The 18769-nt window shown below is 69.7% G+C and carries 13 protein-coding genes; 9 read left to right on the forward strand and 4 right to left on the reverse strand.

Features of this window, described 5'->3' with window-relative positions; genetic code table 11:
- Positions 1 to 341: 341 nt before the first annotated feature.
- The gene (locus JQX13_RS22280) at positions 342 to 1733 is read right to left on the reverse strand and encodes a serine/threonine-protein kinase (protein WP_203410936.1); all 1392 of its coding nucleotides are present in this window, start codon (positions 1731 to 1733) and stop codon (positions 342 to 344) included.
- 204 nt (positions 1734 to 1937) lie between these two features.
- On the opposite strand from JQX13_RS22280, the gene JQX13_RS22285 reads away from it, so the two are divergent.
- Positions 1938 to 4244 (forward strand): ATP-binding protein, encoded by a 2307-nt coding sequence (locus JQX13_RS22285; protein WP_203410937.1) that lies wholly within the window; start codon positions 1938 to 1940, stop codon positions 4242 to 4244.
- A complete protein-coding gene (locus tag JQX13_RS22290; RefSeq protein WP_239015018.1) occupies positions 4241 to 6058 on the forward strand; it encodes an OPT/YSL family transporter in 1818 nt (605 codons plus the stop codon). Before JQX13_RS22285 ends, JQX13_RS22290 begins: the two co-directional genes overlap by 4 nt.
- Before the next feature lies 1 nt (position 6059).
- Here JQX13_RS22290 and JQX13_RS22295 read toward each other — a convergent pair whose 3' ends face one another.
- Entirely contained in the window at positions 6060 to 9980 is a 3921-nt protein-coding gene (locus tag JQX13_RS22295) for a serine/threonine-protein kinase PknK (protein ID WP_239015020.1), read from the reverse strand.
- A 446-nt stretch (positions 9981 to 10426) separates the two neighbouring features.
- Between JQX13_RS22295 and JQX13_RS22300 the strand changes: the two genes are divergently transcribed.
- The 5 genes from JQX13_RS22300 to JQX13_RS22320 all read left to right on the forward strand — a co-directional run bounded on the left by JQX13_RS22300 (position 10427) and on the right by JQX13_RS22320 (position 14206).
- Entirely contained in the window at positions 10427 to 11692 is a 1266-nt protein-coding gene (locus JQX13_RS22300; protein ID WP_239015022.1) for an ABC transporter substrate-binding protein, read from the forward strand.
- 5 nt (positions 11693 to 11697) lie between these two features.
- The gene (locus JQX13_RS22305; RefSeq protein WP_203410940.1) at positions 11698 to 12618 is read left to right on the forward strand and encodes a carbohydrate ABC transporter permease; all 921 of its coding nucleotides are present in this window, start codon (positions 11698 to 11700) and stop codon (positions 12616 to 12618) included.
- Positions 12618 to 13457 (forward strand): carbohydrate ABC transporter permease, encoded by an 840-nt coding sequence (locus JQX13_RS22310; RefSeq protein ID WP_203410941.1) that lies wholly within the window; start codon positions 12618 to 12620, stop codon positions 13455 to 13457. Before JQX13_RS22305 ends, JQX13_RS22310 begins: the two co-directional genes overlap by 1 nt.
- A 204-nt stretch (positions 13458 to 13661) precedes the next feature.
- Positions 13662 to 13904: a hypothetical protein gene (locus JQX13_RS22315; protein ID WP_203410942.1), complete on the forward strand. Its 243-nt coding sequence runs from the start codon at positions 13662 to 13664 to the stop codon at positions 13902 to 13904.
- 107 nt (positions 13905 to 14011) lie between these two features.
- Positions 14012 to 14206: a hypothetical protein gene (locus JQX13_RS22320; protein ID WP_203410943.1), complete on the forward strand. Its 195-nt coding sequence runs from the start codon at positions 14012 to 14014 to the stop codon at positions 14204 to 14206.
- 177 nt (positions 14207 to 14383) lie between these two features.
- Here the strand turns inward: JQX13_RS22320 and JQX13_RS22325 are convergent, their stop codons facing one another.
- A complete protein-coding gene (locus JQX13_RS22325) occupies positions 14384 to 15394 on the reverse strand; it encodes an NAD(P)-dependent oxidoreductase (protein WP_203410944.1) in 1011 nt (336 codons plus the stop codon).
- A gap of 212 nt (positions 15395 to 15606) precedes the next feature.
- Here JQX13_RS22325 and JQX13_RS22330 point away from each other — a divergent pair, with 212 nt between their 5' ends.
- Positions 15607 to 16191, forward strand: a complete 585-nt coding sequence (locus JQX13_RS22330; protein ID WP_203410945.1) for a TetR/AcrR family transcriptional regulator — start codon at positions 15607 to 15609, stop codon at positions 16189 to 16191.
- A gap of 507 nt (positions 16192 to 16698) precedes the next feature.
- Here the strand turns inward: JQX13_RS22330 and JQX13_RS22335 are convergent.
- Entirely contained in the window at positions 16699 to 17643 is a 945-nt protein-coding gene (locus tag JQX13_RS22335; protein WP_203410946.1) for a LysR family transcriptional regulator, read from the reverse strand.
- A gap of 99 nt (positions 17644 to 17742) precedes the next feature.
- Here JQX13_RS22335 and JQX13_RS22340 point away from each other — a divergent pair, with 99 nt between their 5' ends.
- Positions 17743 to 18747, forward strand: coding sequence for an aldo/keto reductase (locus tag JQX13_RS22340; protein WP_239015023.1), 1005 nt, complete (start codon positions 17743 to 17745; stop codon positions 18745 to 18747).
- Positions 18748 to 18769 lie beyond the last annotated feature (22 nt).

An 18769-nucleotide genomic window follows, 5' to 3' on the forward strand; every position in this document is an offset into this window, starting at 1 on the left:
TCCACCCCCCTGGGAACGGATGCGGAATTTCGCTATGTCTGTAATTCCCCCACGTGGAGCCCCTCGGAAATAGCCCGACTGCCTGAACTCCACGCCATCAGTGTGAGCGCGGCGAGATTGGAAAAAAAGGACACTCCAGTCAGGGCTGTTTAATCGGTCAGAATTGCGACATCTGATCCGTTGAGTCTGGGAATCTGATGGGCGCGAGATGTCAGGCAGTTGAAGGCTCATCACGTCTCCGGGGTGGGGACGTGTGGGGTTCACGACAGGACGTGCGAGGTCCGCGTGAGGCCCCGGAGGGCCTCATGTCAGGTGTTGGAGGGGAAGGAGGAGGACGCCCGTCAGCCGGCGAGCGGCAGGGAGCAGGCGCGCGCGGCCGAGGGGGTGACGCCGAAACCGCTCGCGTCGCGCACCACCCAGCCGGCGATGTCCGCCAGGGGACCGCCCGTGACTTCGATGCCCTCGGGGCCGCGCCGCGCATCCACCTGGCCCACGTGGATGCAGGCATGCACGCTCACGCGCGTGCCGGCCGCCCGGGCCTGGGCGCGTTGGTGGAGCTCGCGCGCCATCTCCATCAGCTCGTGCGCATTCGCATGAGGAGGCTCGTCGAGCGGGCGGACGCCCAGCAGCGCCATGCCCGTCTGCACGGCGAGCACGAAGCCCGCGGCGCGCAGATCCTGCTCCAGGCCATCCAGCACCTCGGAGACGGTGGCGTACGCGGCGTCGTCCTCGGCGCCTTCCTCGAGCACCACCTCCGCGTGCAGGGCGAAGGCGCGCACGCACCTTCCCATGGCCGTCACCCGCTCCGCGGACGCGGGTGACACCGCCTCCCGCAGCGCGGCGCGGAACGCGGCCACGTCCGGGTAGCGCCGGTCCGCCTCCTTCTCCAGGCAGCGCAGCACCACCGCGTCCACCGCGGGCGGCACGGGGGCCTCGGTGCTCGGCCGCGGTGCCGGTGCCTCCAGGTGCATCCGCTCCACCTCCATCCGGTCGTCGGACTGGAAGGGGTAGTGGCCCGTCAGCATCTGGTACAGCAGCACGCCCAGCGCGTACACGTCCGTGGTGGGCCCGATGCTGCCGCCGCGGAACTGCTCGGGCGCCATGGCCTGCGAGGTGCCCAGCCGCTGGCCCGCCATCGTCAGTCCTTCCTGTCCCGGCTCGGGGTGGATGAACTTGGCGATGCCGAAGTCCAACAGCTTCACCACGGGTGGATCCGCCTCGGACACCACGGCGACATTGCTCGCCTTGAGGTCCCGGTGCACCACGCCCGCCTGGTGGGCCGCCTCCAGCGCGGCGCAGACCGGCTCGAGGAAGGCCAGCGCCCGCTCGGGTGACAGCCGCCCCCGCTCCTGCAGCAGCTGGCTGAGCGTGCGCCCCGGCAGCAGCTCCATCACATAGTAGGGACTGCCGTCCGGCAGCATGCCGAAGTCATAGACGTCGACGATGTGCGGGTGGCGTATCTGATTGACGACCCGTGCCTCGCGCACGAAGCGCTGCAACATTTCACCCTGATCGGTCAGGTGCGGATGCAGCACCTTCACCGCCGCGCGCCGGCCGAGAATGCGGTGTTCAGCTTCGTACACCGCGCCATGTCCCCCGGAGGCGAGCACCGCCTTGAGCATGTACTCACCAGCGAGCGCCCCAGGCGCGGGCTGCACCCGAGCGGGGGTCTCTCTGGGTGGCGTCCGTTCCGTGCGAGGGAGGATGTGAAAAGTGCTGTCCGTGTCCGCCATCACTTCAAGATTAGCACTGGTGGCGGACTCACTCCGGCGGGGGGGGGTCCTCTGTCGAGCGGCGGGCACTTGGGTTACCCTCGCGGGGCGGGGTGTCCAGTGGTGGATGCATGGGCAGACGCGGCACCGGGTTGGTGAGGTGCCGCCCGCCCCTTCTCTGCTGGATACTTCCGAGGCTGACGAACTCCTGCCCCCGGGAAGAGCATGGCCATGAAGATGGTGGACGACCTCACGATGTGTGGAGGGCCGGCGACGCCGCTCCCTTCCGCGGAGAGCGCGTGCCTCATCCTCACCAGCACCACGACGCCGGCGGCGATCGGGAAGGTCTTCCGCATCGAGTCCCCGGAGCACGTGCTCGGACGAGGCGCGGACGCGGGGTTTCAGATCAACGACCATGGCGTGTCGCGCCGGCACGCGCGCATCACGCGCACGCCCGAGGGCGGCTTCCACCTGGCCGATCTGGGCTCCACCAATGGCACCTACCTCAATGGCGTGCGCATCGCGTCCGCCGAGCTGCACGAGGGAGATCGGGTCCAGATCGGAACCGTGACGGTGTTGCGCTTCTCCATGCGCGAGCTGGTGGAGCAGGGCGAGGAGCAGCTGCGGCAGGCGCTGAGCGCGGCGCGCGTGGGCATCTGGGACTGGAACGCCGTCACCGGCGCGGTGACGTGGTCCGAGCAGGTGGACCGGTTGCTGACCCTGCCGGTGGGCTCGCTGTCGGGGCGCCCCACGGACCTGTCCGAGGTGGTGCATCCGGGGGACCTGCCGCGCGTGCGTGAGGCGCTGTCCATGGCGCTCGCCCAGCGGGCCCATCTGGACGTGGAGTACCGCATCGAGGTTGCGGGCGCGCGCGGCCGGTGGTTGTCCTGCAAGGGCGACGTGCTGTGCGACGAGACCGGCACTCCCGTGCGCATCACCGGCACGGTGATGGACATCACCGAGCGCAAGCTGGCCGAGCAGGAGCTGCGCCGCCAGGCCCTCATCTTCGAGAGCCTGTGCGAGGGCGTGGTCATCACCGACAGGAGCGGGCGCATCATCGACTGGAACGCGAGCGCGGAGAAGATGTTCGGCCGGGGCAAGGCCGAGGCGCTCGGGCAGACGCTCTTCGGGCTGCTGCGCCCGGGCGAGGAGGACAAGCGCACGGGCGAGGTGCTCGTGGCGTTGGAGCGCCAGGGCCGGTGGACGGGCGAGATGGACTTCACGCGGCCCGACGGCACGCACTGCTACTGCGAGTCCGTGGTGGCGCCACTGCGCGACGCGGAGGGGCGGACCATCGCCCACATCCTGGTGCACCGGGACACCACCGAGCGCCGCCTGCTCCAGACGCGGCTGCAGATGGCGGACCGGCTGGCCTCGGTGGGGACGCTGGGCGCGGGCGTGGCCCACGAAATCAACAACCCGCTGGCGTACATGCTCGTCAACCTGCACCTCGTCTCCGAGGGGTTGGAGCGGTTGAGGAGCTCGCCGGTGGCGGAGACCGTGGAGCCGCTCCACCAGGTGGTGCGCGAGACGGTGGAGGGCGCCGAGCGCATCGCCTCCATCGTGCGGGACTTGAAGACGTTCGCCCGCGGCCAGCAGGAGGACCGGTTGGGGCCGGTGGAGGTGAGCAAGGCGGTGGAGCTGGCGTGCAAGATGGCGGACAACGTCATCAAGCACCGCGCCCGGCTGGTGACGCAGTTCGAGCCCGTGCCCTCGGTGCAGGGCAACGAGTCGCGCCTGTGCCAGGTGTTCCTCAACCTGCTGCTCAACGCGGCGCACGCCATCCCCGAGGGGGACGCGAAGGACCACGAGATTCGCGTCGTCATCCGCGAGAGCGGTACGGGCGAGGTGGTGGTGGAGGTGCGAGACACGGGCGTGGGCATGCCGCCGGAGGTGCAGGCGCGCATCTTCGATCCCTTCTTCACCACCAAATCGGTGGGCGAGGGCACGGGGCTGGGGCTGTCCATCTGCCACGGCATCATCGATTCCATGGGCGGGCGCATCGCCGTGGAGAGCGCGCCGGGGAAGGGGAGCTCCTTCCGCGTGCACCTGGGGGTGGCCGGTGTTCCCGCGGAGACGCGGCCGGAGCCCGCGCCCGTGCCCGCCCCGGGCCGGGCGCGCATCCTGGTGGTGGACGACGAGCCCTACGTGACGCGGGCGCTCCAGCGCTCGCTGTCGCCAGAGCACGAGGTGGCCACCGTCACTGGCGCCCGGGCCGCGCTCAAGCTGCTGGACCAGGGCAACCGCTTCGACCTCATCCTCTGTGACGTGATGATGCCGGGGATGACGGGCATGGACCTCTACGCCGAGCTGAACCGCGCGGCGCCGGACCAGGCCCAGCGGGTGGTGTTCATGACGGGGGGCGCCTTCACCCCACGCGCGCTGAGCTTCCTGCAGGAGGTGCCCAACCCGAAGCTCAGCAAGCCGCTCGATTTGCGGCAGCTCCGGGCGCTGGTGGGCCGCTCCGCCCAGTCCCCCGCCTCCGCGGCCTCTCCGCCCTCGCCCATCGCGCTCGCCGGGGGCACGAGATGAGTGAGAGGCAGTCGGGGCACGCCCGGATGGCCCCCATGCAGCAACAGGCTCCGAACGGGTTCACGCCGCGTTCGCTCCATGCCGTCTCCCCGCTGTCGTCCCCTCCGGCCGAGCTGACGCCGCGCGCGCTGTTGGCGGGCGGCCTCATCGGCTCGGTGTTGGCCGTCACCAACGTCTACATGGGGTTGAAGATGGGCTTCTGGGAGTCCGGCTGCGTGCTGTCCTCGCTGCTGGCCTTCGGTGGCCTGTCTGCGCTCGCCCGGCGTGGCGCTCCGCTGTCCCCGCTCGAGACGAACCTCTCCCAGACGACGGCCGTGTCGGTGGGCGCGATGCCCGCCAGCGCGGGGCTGTTGGGAGCGGTGCCCGCGCTCGCGCTCCTGGGCACGCAGCCTCCCGGCTGGGCGGTGGCGCTGTGGGGCGTGGGGTTGGGGACGCTCGGGGTGCTGTTCGCCTTCTCGCTGCGCCGGCGCCTGCTCGAGGACGAGGCGCTGCCGTTCCCCACCGGGGCGGCCACCGCGGAGCTCATCTCCACGCTGCACTCCACCGGCTCGGCCTATGCCTCGCGCGCGCGCGGCCTGTGGGTGAGCGGTCTCGCCTCCGTGGTGCTCACCTGGCTGAGGGATGCGCGTGGCCTCGTGCCCGTGTCCTCATTGCTGCCCGCGACGGTGCGGGTGGGTGGGCTCGGCGCGGACAGCCTGTTGCTGGGCGTCGGGTGGTACCCGATGCTGCTGGGCATTGGCGTGCTGGTGGGCCCCCAGGCGGGGCTGAGCATCCTGCTGGGCTCTCTGGTGGCGTGGGTGGGGCTGGCGCCGTGGCTGGTCCGCGCGGGGCTCGTCCAGGGAACTGACTTCAACCTCCTCTCCTCGTGGCTCCTCTGGCCGGGAGTGGGGTTGATGGCGGGCGCGGCGGCCACGTCGCTCGTGTCCCAGGTGCGCGCGCTACCGGCCGCGGTGGGTGACCTGCGTGGGCTCGGGATGCACGGCGAGGGCTGGGAGTCCACGGCGGGCCGGTGGGTGGCGAGGGCGGTGCTTCCGTCCATCCTCCTCACGCTGGGCATGGCGTGGTTCGCCTTCCAGCTGAGCCCGCTCTACTTCCTCCTGGCGCTGGTGCTGGCCTTCCCGCTGTGCGCGGTGTGCGCCCGCGCGACGGGCCAGTCGGACATCGCGCCCATCAGCCCCGTGGGGCAGCTCTCCCAGGGGGCCTTCGGCATGGTGGCGCCGGGGCAGCCCGGCCTCAACGTCGCCGCCGCCGCGGTGGTATCGGGTGCCGCGTCCCACACGAGCGCGAGCCTGTGGTCGCTCCAGTCCGGACGCCTGCTGGGGGCCAGTGCCTCCCGCCAGCTCCTCGTCCAGCTCTCCGGGTTGTTGCTCGGCGCCGCCGTGGCCGTCCCCACCTACCTCCTGCTGGTGTCCGTGCACGGGCTGGGCTCACAGGCGTTGCCCGTGCCCACGGCCTTGCAGTTCAAGGCCGTGGCGGAGCTCACCTCGCGCGGGTTGGACGGAATGCCGCCCTCGTCCACGCTGGCCACGGGCCTGGCCTTCGCCCTGGGCGTCCTGCTCTCGGTGGGGGCGCGTGGGAAGCTGGCGCCCCTGCTGCCCTCGGCGGCGGCCATGGGCATCGGCTTCGTCGTGCCGGCCTACTACGCGGTGACGCTGTGCCTGGGCGCGCTGGTGGCCCTGGCCGTGCGCCGCCTCCGGCCTTCCTCCATGCAGACGGTCCAGTCGGCGGGCGCGGGCCTCATCGTCGGCGAGTCCCTCGTGGGCGTGCTCATCGCCGCGCTGCTCGCGCTCGGCTTCCTCCAGCCGCCGGGGTGAGTCACGCGGCGGGGCTGAGGCGCGCGCGCTCCAGGCTGCGCTGAAGACGGCGCCCCATGACGTTGGGGATCGTCCCGGCGCGGCGCAGTGCCTCCTCCAGGATGCGCACCGCCTCCACCTGCTCGCCTCGCCGCAGCAGCGCCAGGGCCTGCAACTCCAGCACCTCCAGTGGCTCCTGCTCCACCGAGTACTCGTTGGAGCGCGCCAGGAGTGCCTGCCATTCCTCGCAGCTGGCGTCCCGTGTGGCCAGGTCCACGGTGGAGAAGATGACCTCCTCCGAGGGGCTGAACTCCGCGCCGCTCTGCTTCAGCGTCTGGCGGATCTCCGTCAGCAGCTCGCGCGCCCGCTCGTTGCGTCCGGTGTAGGCCAGTGCCCGCGCCTGCAGCAGCAACGCCCAGGGCCTCGGGGCCATCTCCGGATGGTGCCGCTCCAGCTCGATGGCGCGGGCGATGTGGGGCGCCGCCGCCTCCGCGTCCCCCGCCTGGAGCAGCAGCTCGCCCATGTTGTGCTCGGCGAAGTACTCCCAACCCACCATGCCCAGCTCGCGCCCCAGGTGCATGAAGCGCTCCTGGTCCTGCATCGCGCCCTGGAAGTCGTTGCGTGCCACCCACAGGTTGCGCCGGTTGTTGATGGCGCTGCCCAGGTGCAGCCGATCCCCGCGCTCGGTGCACGCGGTGATGACCTCCTCGAAGATGCGCTCCGCCTCGTCCATGCGGCCGATGTTGGGCAGGATGACCCCGAGCAGCAGCTGGGCCACCACCCGCGACTCATAGCCCGCGTCCCCCAGCTTCCGGGCGCGCTCGGCCGCCTCCTGCAGGGGCTCGCAGCACTCCTCCCACTGGCCGTTGCGGAACTGCGCGCGCCCCAGGCCCAGCAGCAGCCGCACCTGGAGCAGCGGTGATTGCAGCTTCGAGCGGAAGGCCAGCTCCTGGGCCGCGTACACCCGCTCCTCGGAGCGCGCGTAGTCGTTGATCCAATCGTAGGCCATGGCCTCGTCCAGCAGCAGGTCCACCTCGTCGGAGAGGGCTCCCAGCTGCCGGGCCAGCTCGCGCGCCGCGGCGAAGTCCGCCAGTGAGTCCTCGTAGCGCCCCACGCGGTAGCGCATGAGGCCCCGCCCCCGGAGCACGGTGAGCCGGCGCCTGCGGTCCTCCGCGTCCAGCAGCTCGAGCGCGCGCGTATAGGTGGACTCGGCCTCGATGTACGCGTGCCGGCCGCGCGCGGACTCGGCCAGGTCGATGTAGAGGGCGGCGGCCTCGTCGCGCAGGCCCGCGGCGGCGGCGTGCAGGGCCAGACGGGGGAGGCGCTGGCGCTCGGCGGCGCCCGCCTCGCTCAGGTAGTACCGGAAGGCGGCGCGGTGGATGCGCACCCGGTCCGCCTCGGGCAGCGAGCGCTCCACCGTGGCGCGCAGCAGCTCGTTGCGGAAGCGGATGCCCTCCTGGCGGTGGCTCACCAACAGGCCCAGGTCCAACAGCCGGCGCGTGGCGTGGCGTGGATCCAACGGGAAGTCCGCCGCGCCTCCATCCTCCTCCAGCGCGTGCACCACGCCCTCGGCCTCGGCGGCGGTGAAGTCCGGGCCGAGCAACGCGCACAGCCGCGCGTGCGCGGCCAGCTCCACCGGCAGGGCGCCCATCTCCCGGTCCGCCAGCCAATCCACCAGCCGCAGCTCGGGCATGCGCTCCAGCTCGTCCGTGGCCAGGAACCAGCTCCCGCCGCTGGCGCGCTGGCGCACCAGGCCCTGACGCTTGAGGCCGCGCACCAACTCCACCAGGAAGAGGGGGATGCGCTGGGCGCGCTCGGTGAGGCGCTCGAGGGCGGCGACGGGGATGTTCTCCGCGGGGCGCAGCAGGGTGCGGCACAGCTCCACCGCGCTGGACGGAGCGAGGGCGCCGAGCTGCATCTCCTGACGGCGGGCGGCGCGCGTACCCCAGGAGGGGCGCAGGCGCTCGAAGCCCGGGCGCGCCAGCACGCACACCCAGAGGGGCAGGTGGGACTCGGCGAGCGCGGCGTACTCGAGCGCGTCCAGCGCCGTCTCCTCGGCGTAGTGCGCGTCGTCGAGGATGAGGCACAGGGGCTGGCGGCGGGCGCGCGCGGCCAGCAGCTCACCGGCGGCGCGCATGGCCAGGGAGCGCAGCGCGCCGGGTGCCGCCGCCCAGTTCTGCAGCCCGGCGGCCCCGGGGGCCAGCCACCCCAGGGTGGACGCCACGCCGGGCCACAGCTCCGTGGCCAGCTGCGCTCCCAGCAGCTCGAAGCACGTGGCTCGGCCCTCGTGGTCGGAGCCCGTCACCTCGGTGTCGCTGCGGAAGCCGTACAACGCGCCGCGCAGCAGCATGCGCAGGGTGCCCTCGGGATCGCCTTGCACCGGCTCGCGGGCGCGCCACGTGGCCACCTGCGCGTGGGGCAGGGCCACCTGGAGCTGCTGCGTGAGGGCGGCGCCCAGGTGCGTCTTGCCATGGCCCCGGTCCCCCAACACGGTGACGAGCGTGGGCGCGCCCTCCACCAGCGCCAGGCCCGCGCTCTCCATCAGCTCGGCCAGCTCGTTGCCGCGGCCCACCAGCACCCCGCTGCCATGCTGGAGGATGGTGACGTCCTCGCGCCCCATGGCGGTGGACACACGCCGGTAGATGCCGTCGCGATCCGGCACCGGCTCGCAGAGCAGATCCGGCAGGGCCTCGGCCGCAGCGGTGGTGAGCAGCAGGGGAGAGGCGTCCTCGTCGGTGGGGTAGCGATCCTTCCGGGAGAAGATGGGGCCGAGGTAGCGCGCGGGGCCCCCGGGACGGCGCTGCACCGTCACCGTGGCCACGTCCACCAGCGCGGCGGGCGCCAGACTCTGTGCGGCGAGACCCTCGGCGGCCTGCCGGGCGCGCTGCACGGGGTTCTCCCCCGCGTCCGGATCAAAGGCGCCGGCGAAGCGGGTACCCTCGTGGAAGGCCATCTGCCCGCCGAAGCTGGCGAGCGCCTTCTGCACGGTGATGGGGTTGGCGCCCGAGCGGAAGAAGAGCACCGCCACCGAGCGCCGCACCGGCGTGGGCGGCGTGGGCGAGGCCTTCTCCAGTGGGGGGAACAGGGACAGCACGGGGGAGGGCGGCTTCGCGGTGCTGGCCAGCGCCTCCTCGAGCGCGAGCTTCAGGGTGGCCACGGTGTCGTAGCGGCGCTCACGCTCCTTGGCGAGGCAGCGCAGCACGACCTGCTCGAGCGCGGTGGGCACGGGCACCAGCTCCGAGGGGCGCAGGGGCCGGCGCGCCAGGTGCGCGTGGATGACGTCGGCCGGGGTGCCGAAGAAGGGAGGCCGGCCGGTGAGCATCTCGTAGAGGAGGATGCCCAGGGAGTAGATGTCCGAGCGCACATCCAGGTCCGCCTGGCCCGAGCACTGCTCGGGGGACATGTACTCGACGGTGCCCACGAAGGAGTCACCGATGGGGGGGGTGGGCTCCTCGGCGGAGGAGGGGACCTGGGTGTGCACGGGCCGCGCGAGGCCGAAGTCGAAGAAGCCGGCCGAGCGCGTGGCGTCATCGAGGAAGACGTTCTCCGGCTTGAGGTCGCCATGGAGGTAGCCGTGGCCGTGCACCGCCTCGAGCGCGTCCAGCAGGGCCCTCGAGCGTGAGGTGAGCTCGGCCAGCGGCATGGGGCCGGACAGCTGCGCCAGACGCCGGGCCAGGGTGGGCAGGGTGATGAACTGCATGATGAGGAAGGGCGCGCCGCCGGGCAGGGTGCCCGAGTCGTGCACGGTGGGCACGGTGGGCGGGCCGATGACGCGCAGCACCTCGGCCTCGCGGGCGAGCTGGACGCGTGCCAGGGGCACCTCGGGATGGGCCACCTTGATGGCCACGTGCAGGCCGTCGTGCTCGCGCCGCGCGGAGTAGATCGTGCCGAAGCCGCCGCGCGCCACCACTCCCTCCTGGTGGTAGCCGGCAATGGCGAGCAACGGCTCCCTCCGACCAGGCCCCGTGAAGGGGGCTTGGGTCGGAGTGGCTCCTCGGGGACAGTGTGCGTGGGTCCCCTCCCAACGCTGCCCACATGTCACGCAACGCGGCACGTGGAGGATCCTACCACCCCAACGGGTGACCCTCTCCTAAATGGCCTGCCCGGGTAGGAGACGGGTGGCGCCACGCCGGCCTCCGCGTGCGGCCTGCACCGGGAGTGACAGGCTCTCACTTGGCCGTGTCGATACGGGGTGTGGGTGTGGGTGTGATGCCCGTGGATGTCCAGGAGTGACCTGATGGGGAGGGTGTTCGCGCGAGGCGAGCGCGCGAGACGCACGCTGATGGACACCCCGGGTCCATCGTGGCCGGTCGTGGACTTCCTGTGTGGCATACCCGCCGGACGATGTCTGGACGCCCCTTCCCCCTGGAACTGAGTCGCAGGCATTTCATGACGTGGGCGCTCGGAGCGGGGGCCTCCGTCGCCCTCGGCGGGTGCCGGGAGTCGAGCACGCCCAGGGAGCCGAGGAGCTCGACCGTCACGCTGACGTTCTGGAACGGCTTCACCGGAGGTGACGGCGAGTACATCAAGAAGCTCGTCGGGGACTTCAACAGGTCGACACCGGGCATCCAGGTGAAGATGAACATCTACGTCTGGGCCGACTTCTTCCAGAAGGTCCCGGGCGCGGTCATCAGCGGACAGGCTCCCGATGTCTGCGTCATGCACATCGACGACATCCCGACCAACGCCGCGCGCGGCATCCTGGTTCCGATCGATGACCTGGCCCAGACGCTCGGGCTGAAGGAATCCGATTACATCTCGCGGGAGGTGTGGCGGGGCGGCCTCTACAAGGGCAGACGCTACGGCATCCCGTTCGACATGCATCCGCTCGGGATGTTCTACAACAAGGCGGTCCTGCGGCGGGCCGGGCTCGACCCGGAGAAGCCGCCACGGACGCGCGACGAGTACATGGCGGCGCTCGAGCAACTCGAGAGGAACGGTATCCAGGGCCACTGGATGTCGCCCTTTCCCTTCACCGGGACACTCCAGTTCGAGTCCCTGCTGTGGCAGTTCGGCGGAGAGTTGTTCGACCCGGACGTCACCCGGGCGACCTTCGACTCCGACGCTGGCGTGAAGGCGCTGACGTGGATGGTGGACCTGGTGAAGAAGGGCTACAGCCCGCCGAACGTTGGCCAGGACGCGGACGTCATCGCGCTGCAGAACGGAGAGAACGCCTTCAACTGGAACGGCATCTGGCAGATCAACGCGTTCGACGAGGTGCCGCGGCTCGAGTGGGGAGTGGCGCCGATTCCGAGGATCGGCATACAGGACGCGGTCTGGGGCAACTCCCACCAGTTCGTGCTGCTGAGGCAGCGCTCGCCGAACAAGGAGAAGCTGGAGGCCACGCGCGTCTTCATCCAGTGGATGAGTCAGCGCTCCGTGGAGTGGCTCGCGAGCGGCAAGATTCCGGTGCTCAGGAGCGTGGCGGAGAGCCCGGAGTTCAACGCGATGGAGGCGCAGGTCCAGTTCGCCCGGCAGGCGCCGTACATCCGCTTCCCGCCAGCGGTCGCGGGCATCGCCGACGCGCTGGCGATGGTGGACAAGGCCGTGAACCAGGCGGTGCTCGGCAAGGCGTCGCCCGCCGACGCGCTGAAGTCGGCCGCGGCGCAGGCCACCCAGGTGGTGCGGGACAACCATGAGAAATACGGCGACTGACCCTCATGCGAACGCAAGGCCCCCAACTGCAGAGCTTGAGTCCCGAGCCCCGGCCGATCCGTCGTGCGGGCCGCGCGACGCCGTACCTCTTCCTCGCCCCGTACCTGGTGCTGTTCGGGGTCTTCGTGGTGCTGCCGGCCCTCTACGGGTTGTGGATCAGCCTGCACGACTGGGACTTCCTGCTGCCTCGCAAGCCCTGGGTCGGATTGCGCAACTACCAGAACCTCTTCTCGCCGGAGTCGCGTGACTTCAGTGACTTCTGGCAGAGCATGAGGGCCACCGGACTGTTCACGCTGTTCAGCGTGCCGTTCCTCGTCACGGTGCCCCTGCTCGTCGCGCTGCTGCTCAACCGCGAGTTCCCCGGCCGCACGTTCTTCCGCGCCGTCTACTTCGCGCCCTACGTGCTCGGCGTGGCCGTGGTCGGCGTGCTCTGGCGGTTCCTGCTGGATCCCCACATCGGCCTGATCAACCAGAGCCTGTCCGCGACCATCCCGTGGACCACCGACGTGCCGTGGGCGTGGATCTCCCTGGTGGGCATGACGGTGTGGTGGACGCTGGGGTTCAACGCGATCATCTACCTCGCCGGGCTGCAGGACATCCCACGCGAGCTGTACGACGCCGCGAAGGTCGACGGGGCCACCCGCTGGCAGCGGTTCCTCCACGTCACGGTGCCGGGCTTGAAGCCGGTGCTGCTGCTCGTGCTCACGATGACGCTCCTCGGCTCGGCCAACATGTTCGGCCAGTCGTACCTCGTCACCCGTGGCGCCCCGGCCAACGAGACGCGCACCGCGATCATGTTCATCGCCGACACGGGCCTGCGCACCTTCCGCATGGGCAGCGCCGCGGCCATGAGCTACGTCCTCGCCCTCACGCTGCTGGTGATCAGCGCCTTCAACTTCCGCCTCCTCCGGCAGGAGGACACGTGATGCGCGCCACCACCCGCCCGCTCGCGCGGCTCCCGTTCTACGTCCTGCTCCTGCTGCTGACGTGGGTCTTCGTGGCGCCGCTGCTCTGGATGCTGAGCACGTCGCTGAAGACGAACGCCGACGCGACCCGGCTGCCGCCGTCGTGGATTCCGAGGCCCTTCACGACCGAGGCCTACGTCCCCCTGCTCTCGCTGGGCTCCGAGACGCCGGTGCTGCGCTGGTTCCTCAACAGCATCCTCACGGCCACGGCCAACGCGCTGCTGGTGGTGGGCACGTCCATCCTGGCCGCGTACGCCCTGGCCCGGCTGGAGTTCCCCGGCAGGCGGGTGCTGTTCGGGTTGATCGTCGGGACGCTGTTCATCCCGACCTTCGTGTTCCTGATTCCCAACTTCTTGATCGTCAACAGCCTCGGTTGGCTCGACTCGCTATGGGCGCTGATCGTGCCTGGCGCGGGGAGCGCCTTCGGCGTCTTCTTCATGCGCCAGTTCTTCACGTCACTGCCCCGGGAGCTGGAAGAGGCGGCGCTGATCGAGGGCGCCAATCAGTGGCAGATCTTCTACCGGGTCATCCTGCCGCTCTCCCGTCCCGGCATCGCGACGCTGACGGTGCTGTCGTTCCTCATCAACTACAACGACTTCATCTGGCCGGTGTACGTGCTGTTCAGCCCGGGGAGCTTCACGCTTCCGCCCGGGTTGTCCATCCTCCAGGGCGCCTACACGACGAACTATCCGGTGATCATGGCGGGTGGTGTCCTCGCCAGCATCCCGGCGATCATCCTGTTCGTGCTCGCCCAGCGGCACGTCATCGAGGGCGTCTCCCGAAGTGGCCTGAAGGGCTGAGACGGGTGACAGCTTACATCCTCCCCCGGCACCTCACGCTCCCCCAGGCACGGGTCTCCTCGTGTGCAAGCGGGCGGGGGAGGGCCGCTCCGCCCCTCGGTCTGGGGCCGTGGGTCATGGCACCTTGCACCGAGGGGGGAGCGGCTCCACCTAGAGGAGGTCAGGGGCTTCACGTGTCTCTGTCCAATCCCTGGAGGTGTCTGCGTGAAGTTCGATCTTCCCTCGTTCCTACTCGGCTCCGGTGCGGCTGCGAGCGCGGTGCTTTTCGGCAAGCGGCTGCGTCCGGTGCTGCTGGATCTGGCAACGCTCCTCTACCGTGCCACGGACTCGGTGCTGGCGAGGACGCCGATGAAGCAGGAGCACCTGGAGGAACTGCTGTTCAACGCCCGGGCCCGAGCGCGTCAGCTCACGGGAGGCTCCACGGCTCGTGCACAGGCCCAGGCGTAGCTTCGTCTCACCGATTGGGCCCAGAGGCGTGGCCGAGGGGGTGCACCGTCAGGGAGCGGGTGGAGGGGGCGTCCGCGAGAGCATCACCGGCACCCGGGAGTTCTCGCATGAGCGTGGATGACGGTGGGCACCTGAAGATGTACATCCTCATTCGCGAGAGCGTGCCCACCGGCTTCGCGGTGCTGGCGGCGGCGCATGCGTCCCTGGCGGCGTACCTGAAGTTCCGCGCGCCATCCCCGCCGCCGCCATCGTGGACGTGCTCGCGTGTAATGGCCCGGGAAGCTCCGCGCTCGCGGAGCTGAAAAGACGGCTGGGGACGAATGCCGCCCCGCCCGCGCCTCCCCGGGGAGGATGAGGCGCGGAGCCACCCCCTGGCGCACGTCAGCGCATGGGGTTCTCCTCGGGTGGGTGGCGTGATGGTGTCAGGGATTCGTACAGCGCATCGCGGCTGGCGAACCGCCACCTTGAACTGGAGGACATCACACCCGGCGGATGCGGGTGCCGATCTCCTCCAGGCGCCGCACCATGTAGGCCGGGTCGATGAGAACGTGCGGGAGGTAGAGCCCTGGCGCCACGGGCGGGCCGCCCGCGAGGCCGAGCAACCGCTCGAGGCCCACGGCGACGCACTGGGCCGTCACGGGCGCCTGACCCGCCGGATGGACGAGCTCGTAGCGGACGCGTCCCGTCGTTCCATCCCGCTGCTGGCCCACCAGCTCGATGATGATTTCCGTCGAGAAGGGCTCGCCGCGCCTGCGGGTCGCCGACTGCCCCACCGCGAGGTCGAACCGGATGGACCGGGCGTCGGTCGCCCCGGCAAGGCTCATGAGATCGAGCGGCGCGTAGGCCTGGACCCGCAGCTCCGCCCCGTCCACGCCCACGAGGGTGCGTGCCGCGTCCGCTCCCTGGACCCAGCGCCACTTGCCGTCCTCGAGGCGGAGGGCGCTCGCCGTGACCTTCGTCATGCGCTCGAAGTCGGCATACGCCGCGGGTCCGCCCAGGTCCTCCTCATCGAGAACGGCTGCGATTTCGATGGCCTCGAGGGTCCGGAACTCCCTGGCGAAGTGCAGGGCCGGCAGCGTGGCGGCTCCCGCCAGCCAGAGGCTGTCCATGAGGATGGGCGCGCTGCCGGGTCTGGCGACGTAGAACCCCACCTCCGGTCCGATTTCGAACAGGGCCGTCGAGATGCCGAGGTAGGCCGCCCCCCTGGCCTGCGCGTACCGCAGCGAGTTGAGGGTGTCGTCCTTCAGGAACATGGCGATCGCGCTGAAGGACTTCCCGGCGGGCAGGCCCAGGTCGGGTCGCTCCAGGTCGATCCTCGCGGTATCCGCGCCGCCCACCTCCCTGGCGACAGCATCGGCCCGGGCCAGGTCGCGTCCTCCAATGGTGATGGGCAGGTCCGGTTGGAGCCGGCGGAGCATCTTCGCGGCCTGGGAGCCAACGAGGCCGGAGCCTCCGATGATGAGGACGGGTTGCTGCGTATTCGTGGACATGGCGGGAGGGCTCCTCTGCCTGGCGGGACGGCGGCATGGCCGGAATTGGCCGCGCCCATCCGGCCCGGATTCCTACCTTTAGTAGGTTACGGATGGTAGGTTCGCCACGATTTCTTCGTGGGGAGGGCGAGGCGCGGCGAAGCGACTCGTGCTCCGCGCCTGGAGGCGCGTTACAGTCACTTGACACCGGTTCAGGTGCGAGCCGCGTTGCCATGAGCGAGACATCCAGCAAGAAGCTGCCGAAGGCCCAGAGGCGCGACCAGTTGCTCGACATCGCGCAGACCATCGTGCGCGAGGAGGGGACGGACGCGCTGACGCTCGGCTATCTCGCCGAGCGTGCTGGCGTCAGCAAGCCGGTGGCCTACGAGCATTTCAAGACACGTTCCGGGCTGCTCATCGCGCTCTACGCGGAGATGGACGCCCGGCAGGTCAAGGTGCTGCAGGATGCGCTCGAGCGCACACGGCGCCGGCTGGAAGACGTCGCCCGTGTGGTGAGCCGCGCCTACATGCATTGCTACACGTCGATGGGCCCGGAGTGGCATGCCATCTCGGCCGCGCTGAAGGGCGACGAGGAGATGGAGGCCTTCCAGCGGGAGCTGATCGACAGCTACGTGGCCCTCTATTGTGAGGCGTTCGCGCCCTACACGAACCTGTCGAAGGAGGAGCTCCACCTGCGCTGTGTCGGAATCATCGGCGCGGCGGAGGCGATTTCGCGGGAGATGATTCGAGGCCGAGTCGAGGAGACCAGGGCGGCCTCGACCCTGGCCGCGCTCATCATCCGCGGGCTCTCCACATAGGCGCCCCGCGGAGGGTGTCAGCTCGCCAGTGTCCGGGGGGCCGCTGGAGCCGTCTCCGCCTCGGTGGCTCCGTCACATCCGTATGGCCACGTGTCCATCCAATGCCCCGGACGACAAAGGAGCCCCACCATGGAGGCAGTCAATAACGCTGATGCTGGGCCAGGACAAGACTGCCCTCGGGGCCTTCGCCGCGCTCCTGCTCTTCACCCTGGCGCAGTCCCAGCTCCTCTTCAGCATCGAGAGCGAGTCCCCACAAGCGAGCTCTCCAGACGCCCAACAGACCCAGCGCTCTCAGCCCCAGCCCGCCCTGCGAATCAAGTTGGGCACCCCATGGGCTCTGGCATGCACCTACGTCATTTTCTTCATCGCGATCGGCTTCTCCGCCGAGAAATTCCTGGGTTACACGATGGATAAGGTGATGGCCACCCTGTTCGTCCTGCCCGAGAGTGAATCGCCCGTCCGCTTCATGACACCCCGGGGCCCCGGTTCTCCTTCCAGCCGCGGTGATCAAAGGCCCGCTGTGGCCGAGGTGATCAGTTCGATAAACCAGGCCACGGGCGAATTCTTGCCTACGGCCTTCAATCTGATCGCACCGATCCGGGCGGGCGCCGGTACGACGGCGGCTTCGACCATCGCCAATTGACCCGACTGGACCGCGGGCAGGGCCAGACGCTTCGGCAACAGGGCCGCCATGTCCGTCTCGAGAACGACGGCCAGTGCGGAGTGCACGTCAGGGACCATGAGCGGCGGCGCCGGCATTCCCGCCAGACCGTGCATGTAGTCCTCGCTCCATCCAGCGGGACGAGTGAGGCCCAGGCCGTCGAGGTTGTCATCCTTGCCGCTCCAGGGATCGAGCGCGGACACGGCGACGCGCGGCAGCCTCGAGAGCTTACCGGGGGACAGACCCCTGGCGGTCGCGGGATGGTCTCCCCGCACGACCCACACGGCGGTCTCTTCGAACAAATGCGTGTAGGCGAAGCGCGGTGGGCTCCGCTCGAAGCTGCAGATCACGACATCGACACGGCCTTCATCTAGAGCTTCCGCAAGCCCGGCTTCAGGGGCGCGCACGCGTAACGTCGCCCGTGGCGCCGCCTGATGAAATGCTCGAACAATCCGGGGCAGCAGCACTGAACAGCCATAGGCGCTCACCACGGTGACGAACTCCCTCTCCGTCGAGGAGGGATCGAAGATCGGGGCCGAAACGGCCGCCTGGAGTTGCTCCATCGCTCGACGGATTTCCGGCGCCATCTCCAGCGCCCGCGGCGTCGGGCGAAGGCTGGTGCTTCCACGGATGAAGAGCGGATCACCCAGCGCGGCTCGGAGACGACCGAGTGCATGGCTCACCGCCGAGGGGCTGAGGTTCAGTCTGTGGCCGGCCCGCGTGGCGTTGCCCTCGTCAATCAGCGTGAGGAACACCCGGAGGAGGTTGAGATCGAGGTTCGAGAAATGCATGGCGTTCATCTCTGATCGGAACACATGCCACTTCGTGCATAGCACGTCCTGCGCTACGGATGCCACGAAGAGAGGAAGAATGGCGGAGAAGGAGTCATCATGATGCGCTACATGCTCTTGGGTCGGCGGACAGGCATCAGGGTTTCGAACCTGATCCTCGGAACCGGGGTGTTGGGCAAGGCGGGCGGTTACGGCGCGGAGCCTGCGGATGTGCGGGCCATCCTGCGCGGCTATGCGGAAGCGGGCGGGAATTTCATCGACACGTCGGATGCGTATCAGCAGGGTCAATCTGAAATCGCAATTGGTGAATTCATCGCCGCCAACCGCGACGACTTCGTCATCGCCTCGAAATACAGCCGTAGCGCAATGCCGGACCCTGGGGTCGCGGCGTTGGGTGCCCACCGCAAGGCGATGGTCCAGTCGGTCGAGGCCAGTCTGAAGCGCCTCGAGACCGATCGCATCGATCTCTATCTCGTCCATATGGACGACGGTGTGACGCCGGTCGAGGAGATCGCACGTGGCTTCGATGACCTGGTCCGAGCGGGTAAGATCCTCTATGGCGGCTTCTCCAACATGCCGGCGTGGCGAATCTCGACGGCGGCGGCGACAGCGAACCTGCGCGGCTGGGCGCCAATCGCGGCGATTCAGGTCGAATACAGCCTCCTCCAGCGCACCACCGAGCACGAGCTGCTTCCGATGGCGGATGAGCTCGGTCTGGGCGTCATGGCCTATTCTCCGCTGGCGGGAGGTCTACTGACGGGAAAGTACCGCAAGGGCGAGACGGGTCGGGTGACGTCGTTCAAAGGGAGTGTCGCGCATGAGGATGCTGGCGGGGGAGCCACTGTCATCGACGCGGTGCTCGCCGTCGCGGACGAGACAGGCGCGACGCCGGGGCAGGTCGCCATTGCCTGGGTGATGGCCAGGGGCGTACATCCAATCATCGGGCCGCGTACACACACGCAGCTCGAGGAGAATCTTGCCGCGGCCACGCTCGAATTGAGCGCGGACCAACTCCGCCGGCTGAACGAGGTCAGCTCGGTGCCTGGCGGCTATCCGCACGAATTGCTGGCCGTCCAGCGTACGAAACTCATGGCTGCTCGCTAACCACAGCGCGCTCCCGGAGCGC

The organism is Archangium violaceum (assembly GCF_016859125.1).
Classification (GTDB): domain Bacteria; phylum Myxococcota; class Myxococcia; order Myxococcales; family Myxococcaceae; genus Archangium; species Archangium violaceum_A.

Bases quoted from the DNA above. Each gene is read 5' to 3' on its own strand.
- JQX13_RS22305 (WP_203410940.1), top strand. From the start codon at position 11,698: ATGCGAACGCAAGGCCCCCAACTGCAGAGCTTGAGTCCCGAGCCCCGG.
- JQX13_RS22340 (WP_239015023.1), top strand. From the start codon at position 17,743: ATGATGCGCTACATGCTCTTGGGTCGGCGGACAGGCATCAGGGTTTCG.
- JQX13_RS22280 (WP_203410936.1), bottom strand. From the start codon at position 1,733: ATGGCGGACACGGACAGCACTTTTCACATCCTCCCTCGCACGGAACGG.
- JQX13_RS22335 (WP_203410946.1), bottom strand. From the start codon at position 17,643: ATGCATTTCTCGAACCTCGATCTCAACCTCCTCCGGGTGTTCCTCACG.
- JQX13_RS22290 (WP_239015018.1), top strand. From the start codon at position 4,241: ATGAGTGAGAGGCAGTCGGGGCACGCCCGGATGGCCCCCATGCAGCAA.
- JQX13_RS22285 (WP_203410937.1), top strand. From the start codon at position 1,938: ATGGCCATGAAGATGGTGGACGACCTCACGATGTGTGGAGGGCCGGCG.
- JQX13_RS22325 (WP_203410944.1), bottom strand. From the start codon at position 15,394: ATGTCCACGAATACGCAGCAACCCGTCCTCATCATCGGAGGCTCCGGC.
- JQX13_RS22300 (WP_239015022.1), top strand. From the start codon at position 10,427: ATGACGTGGGCGCTCGGAGCGGGGGCCTCCGTCGCCCTCGGCGGGTGC.
- JQX13_RS22310 (WP_203410941.1), top strand. From the start codon at position 12,618: ATGCGCGCCACCACCCGCCCGCTCGCGCGGCTCCCGTTCTACGTCCTG.
- JQX13_RS22320 (WP_203410943.1), top strand. From the start codon at position 14,012: ATGAGCGTGGATGACGGTGGGCACCTGAAGATGTACATCCTCATTCGC.
- JQX13_RS22330 (WP_203410945.1), top strand. From the start codon at position 15,607: ATGAGCGAGACATCCAGCAAGAAGCTGCCGAAGGCCCAGAGGCGCGAC.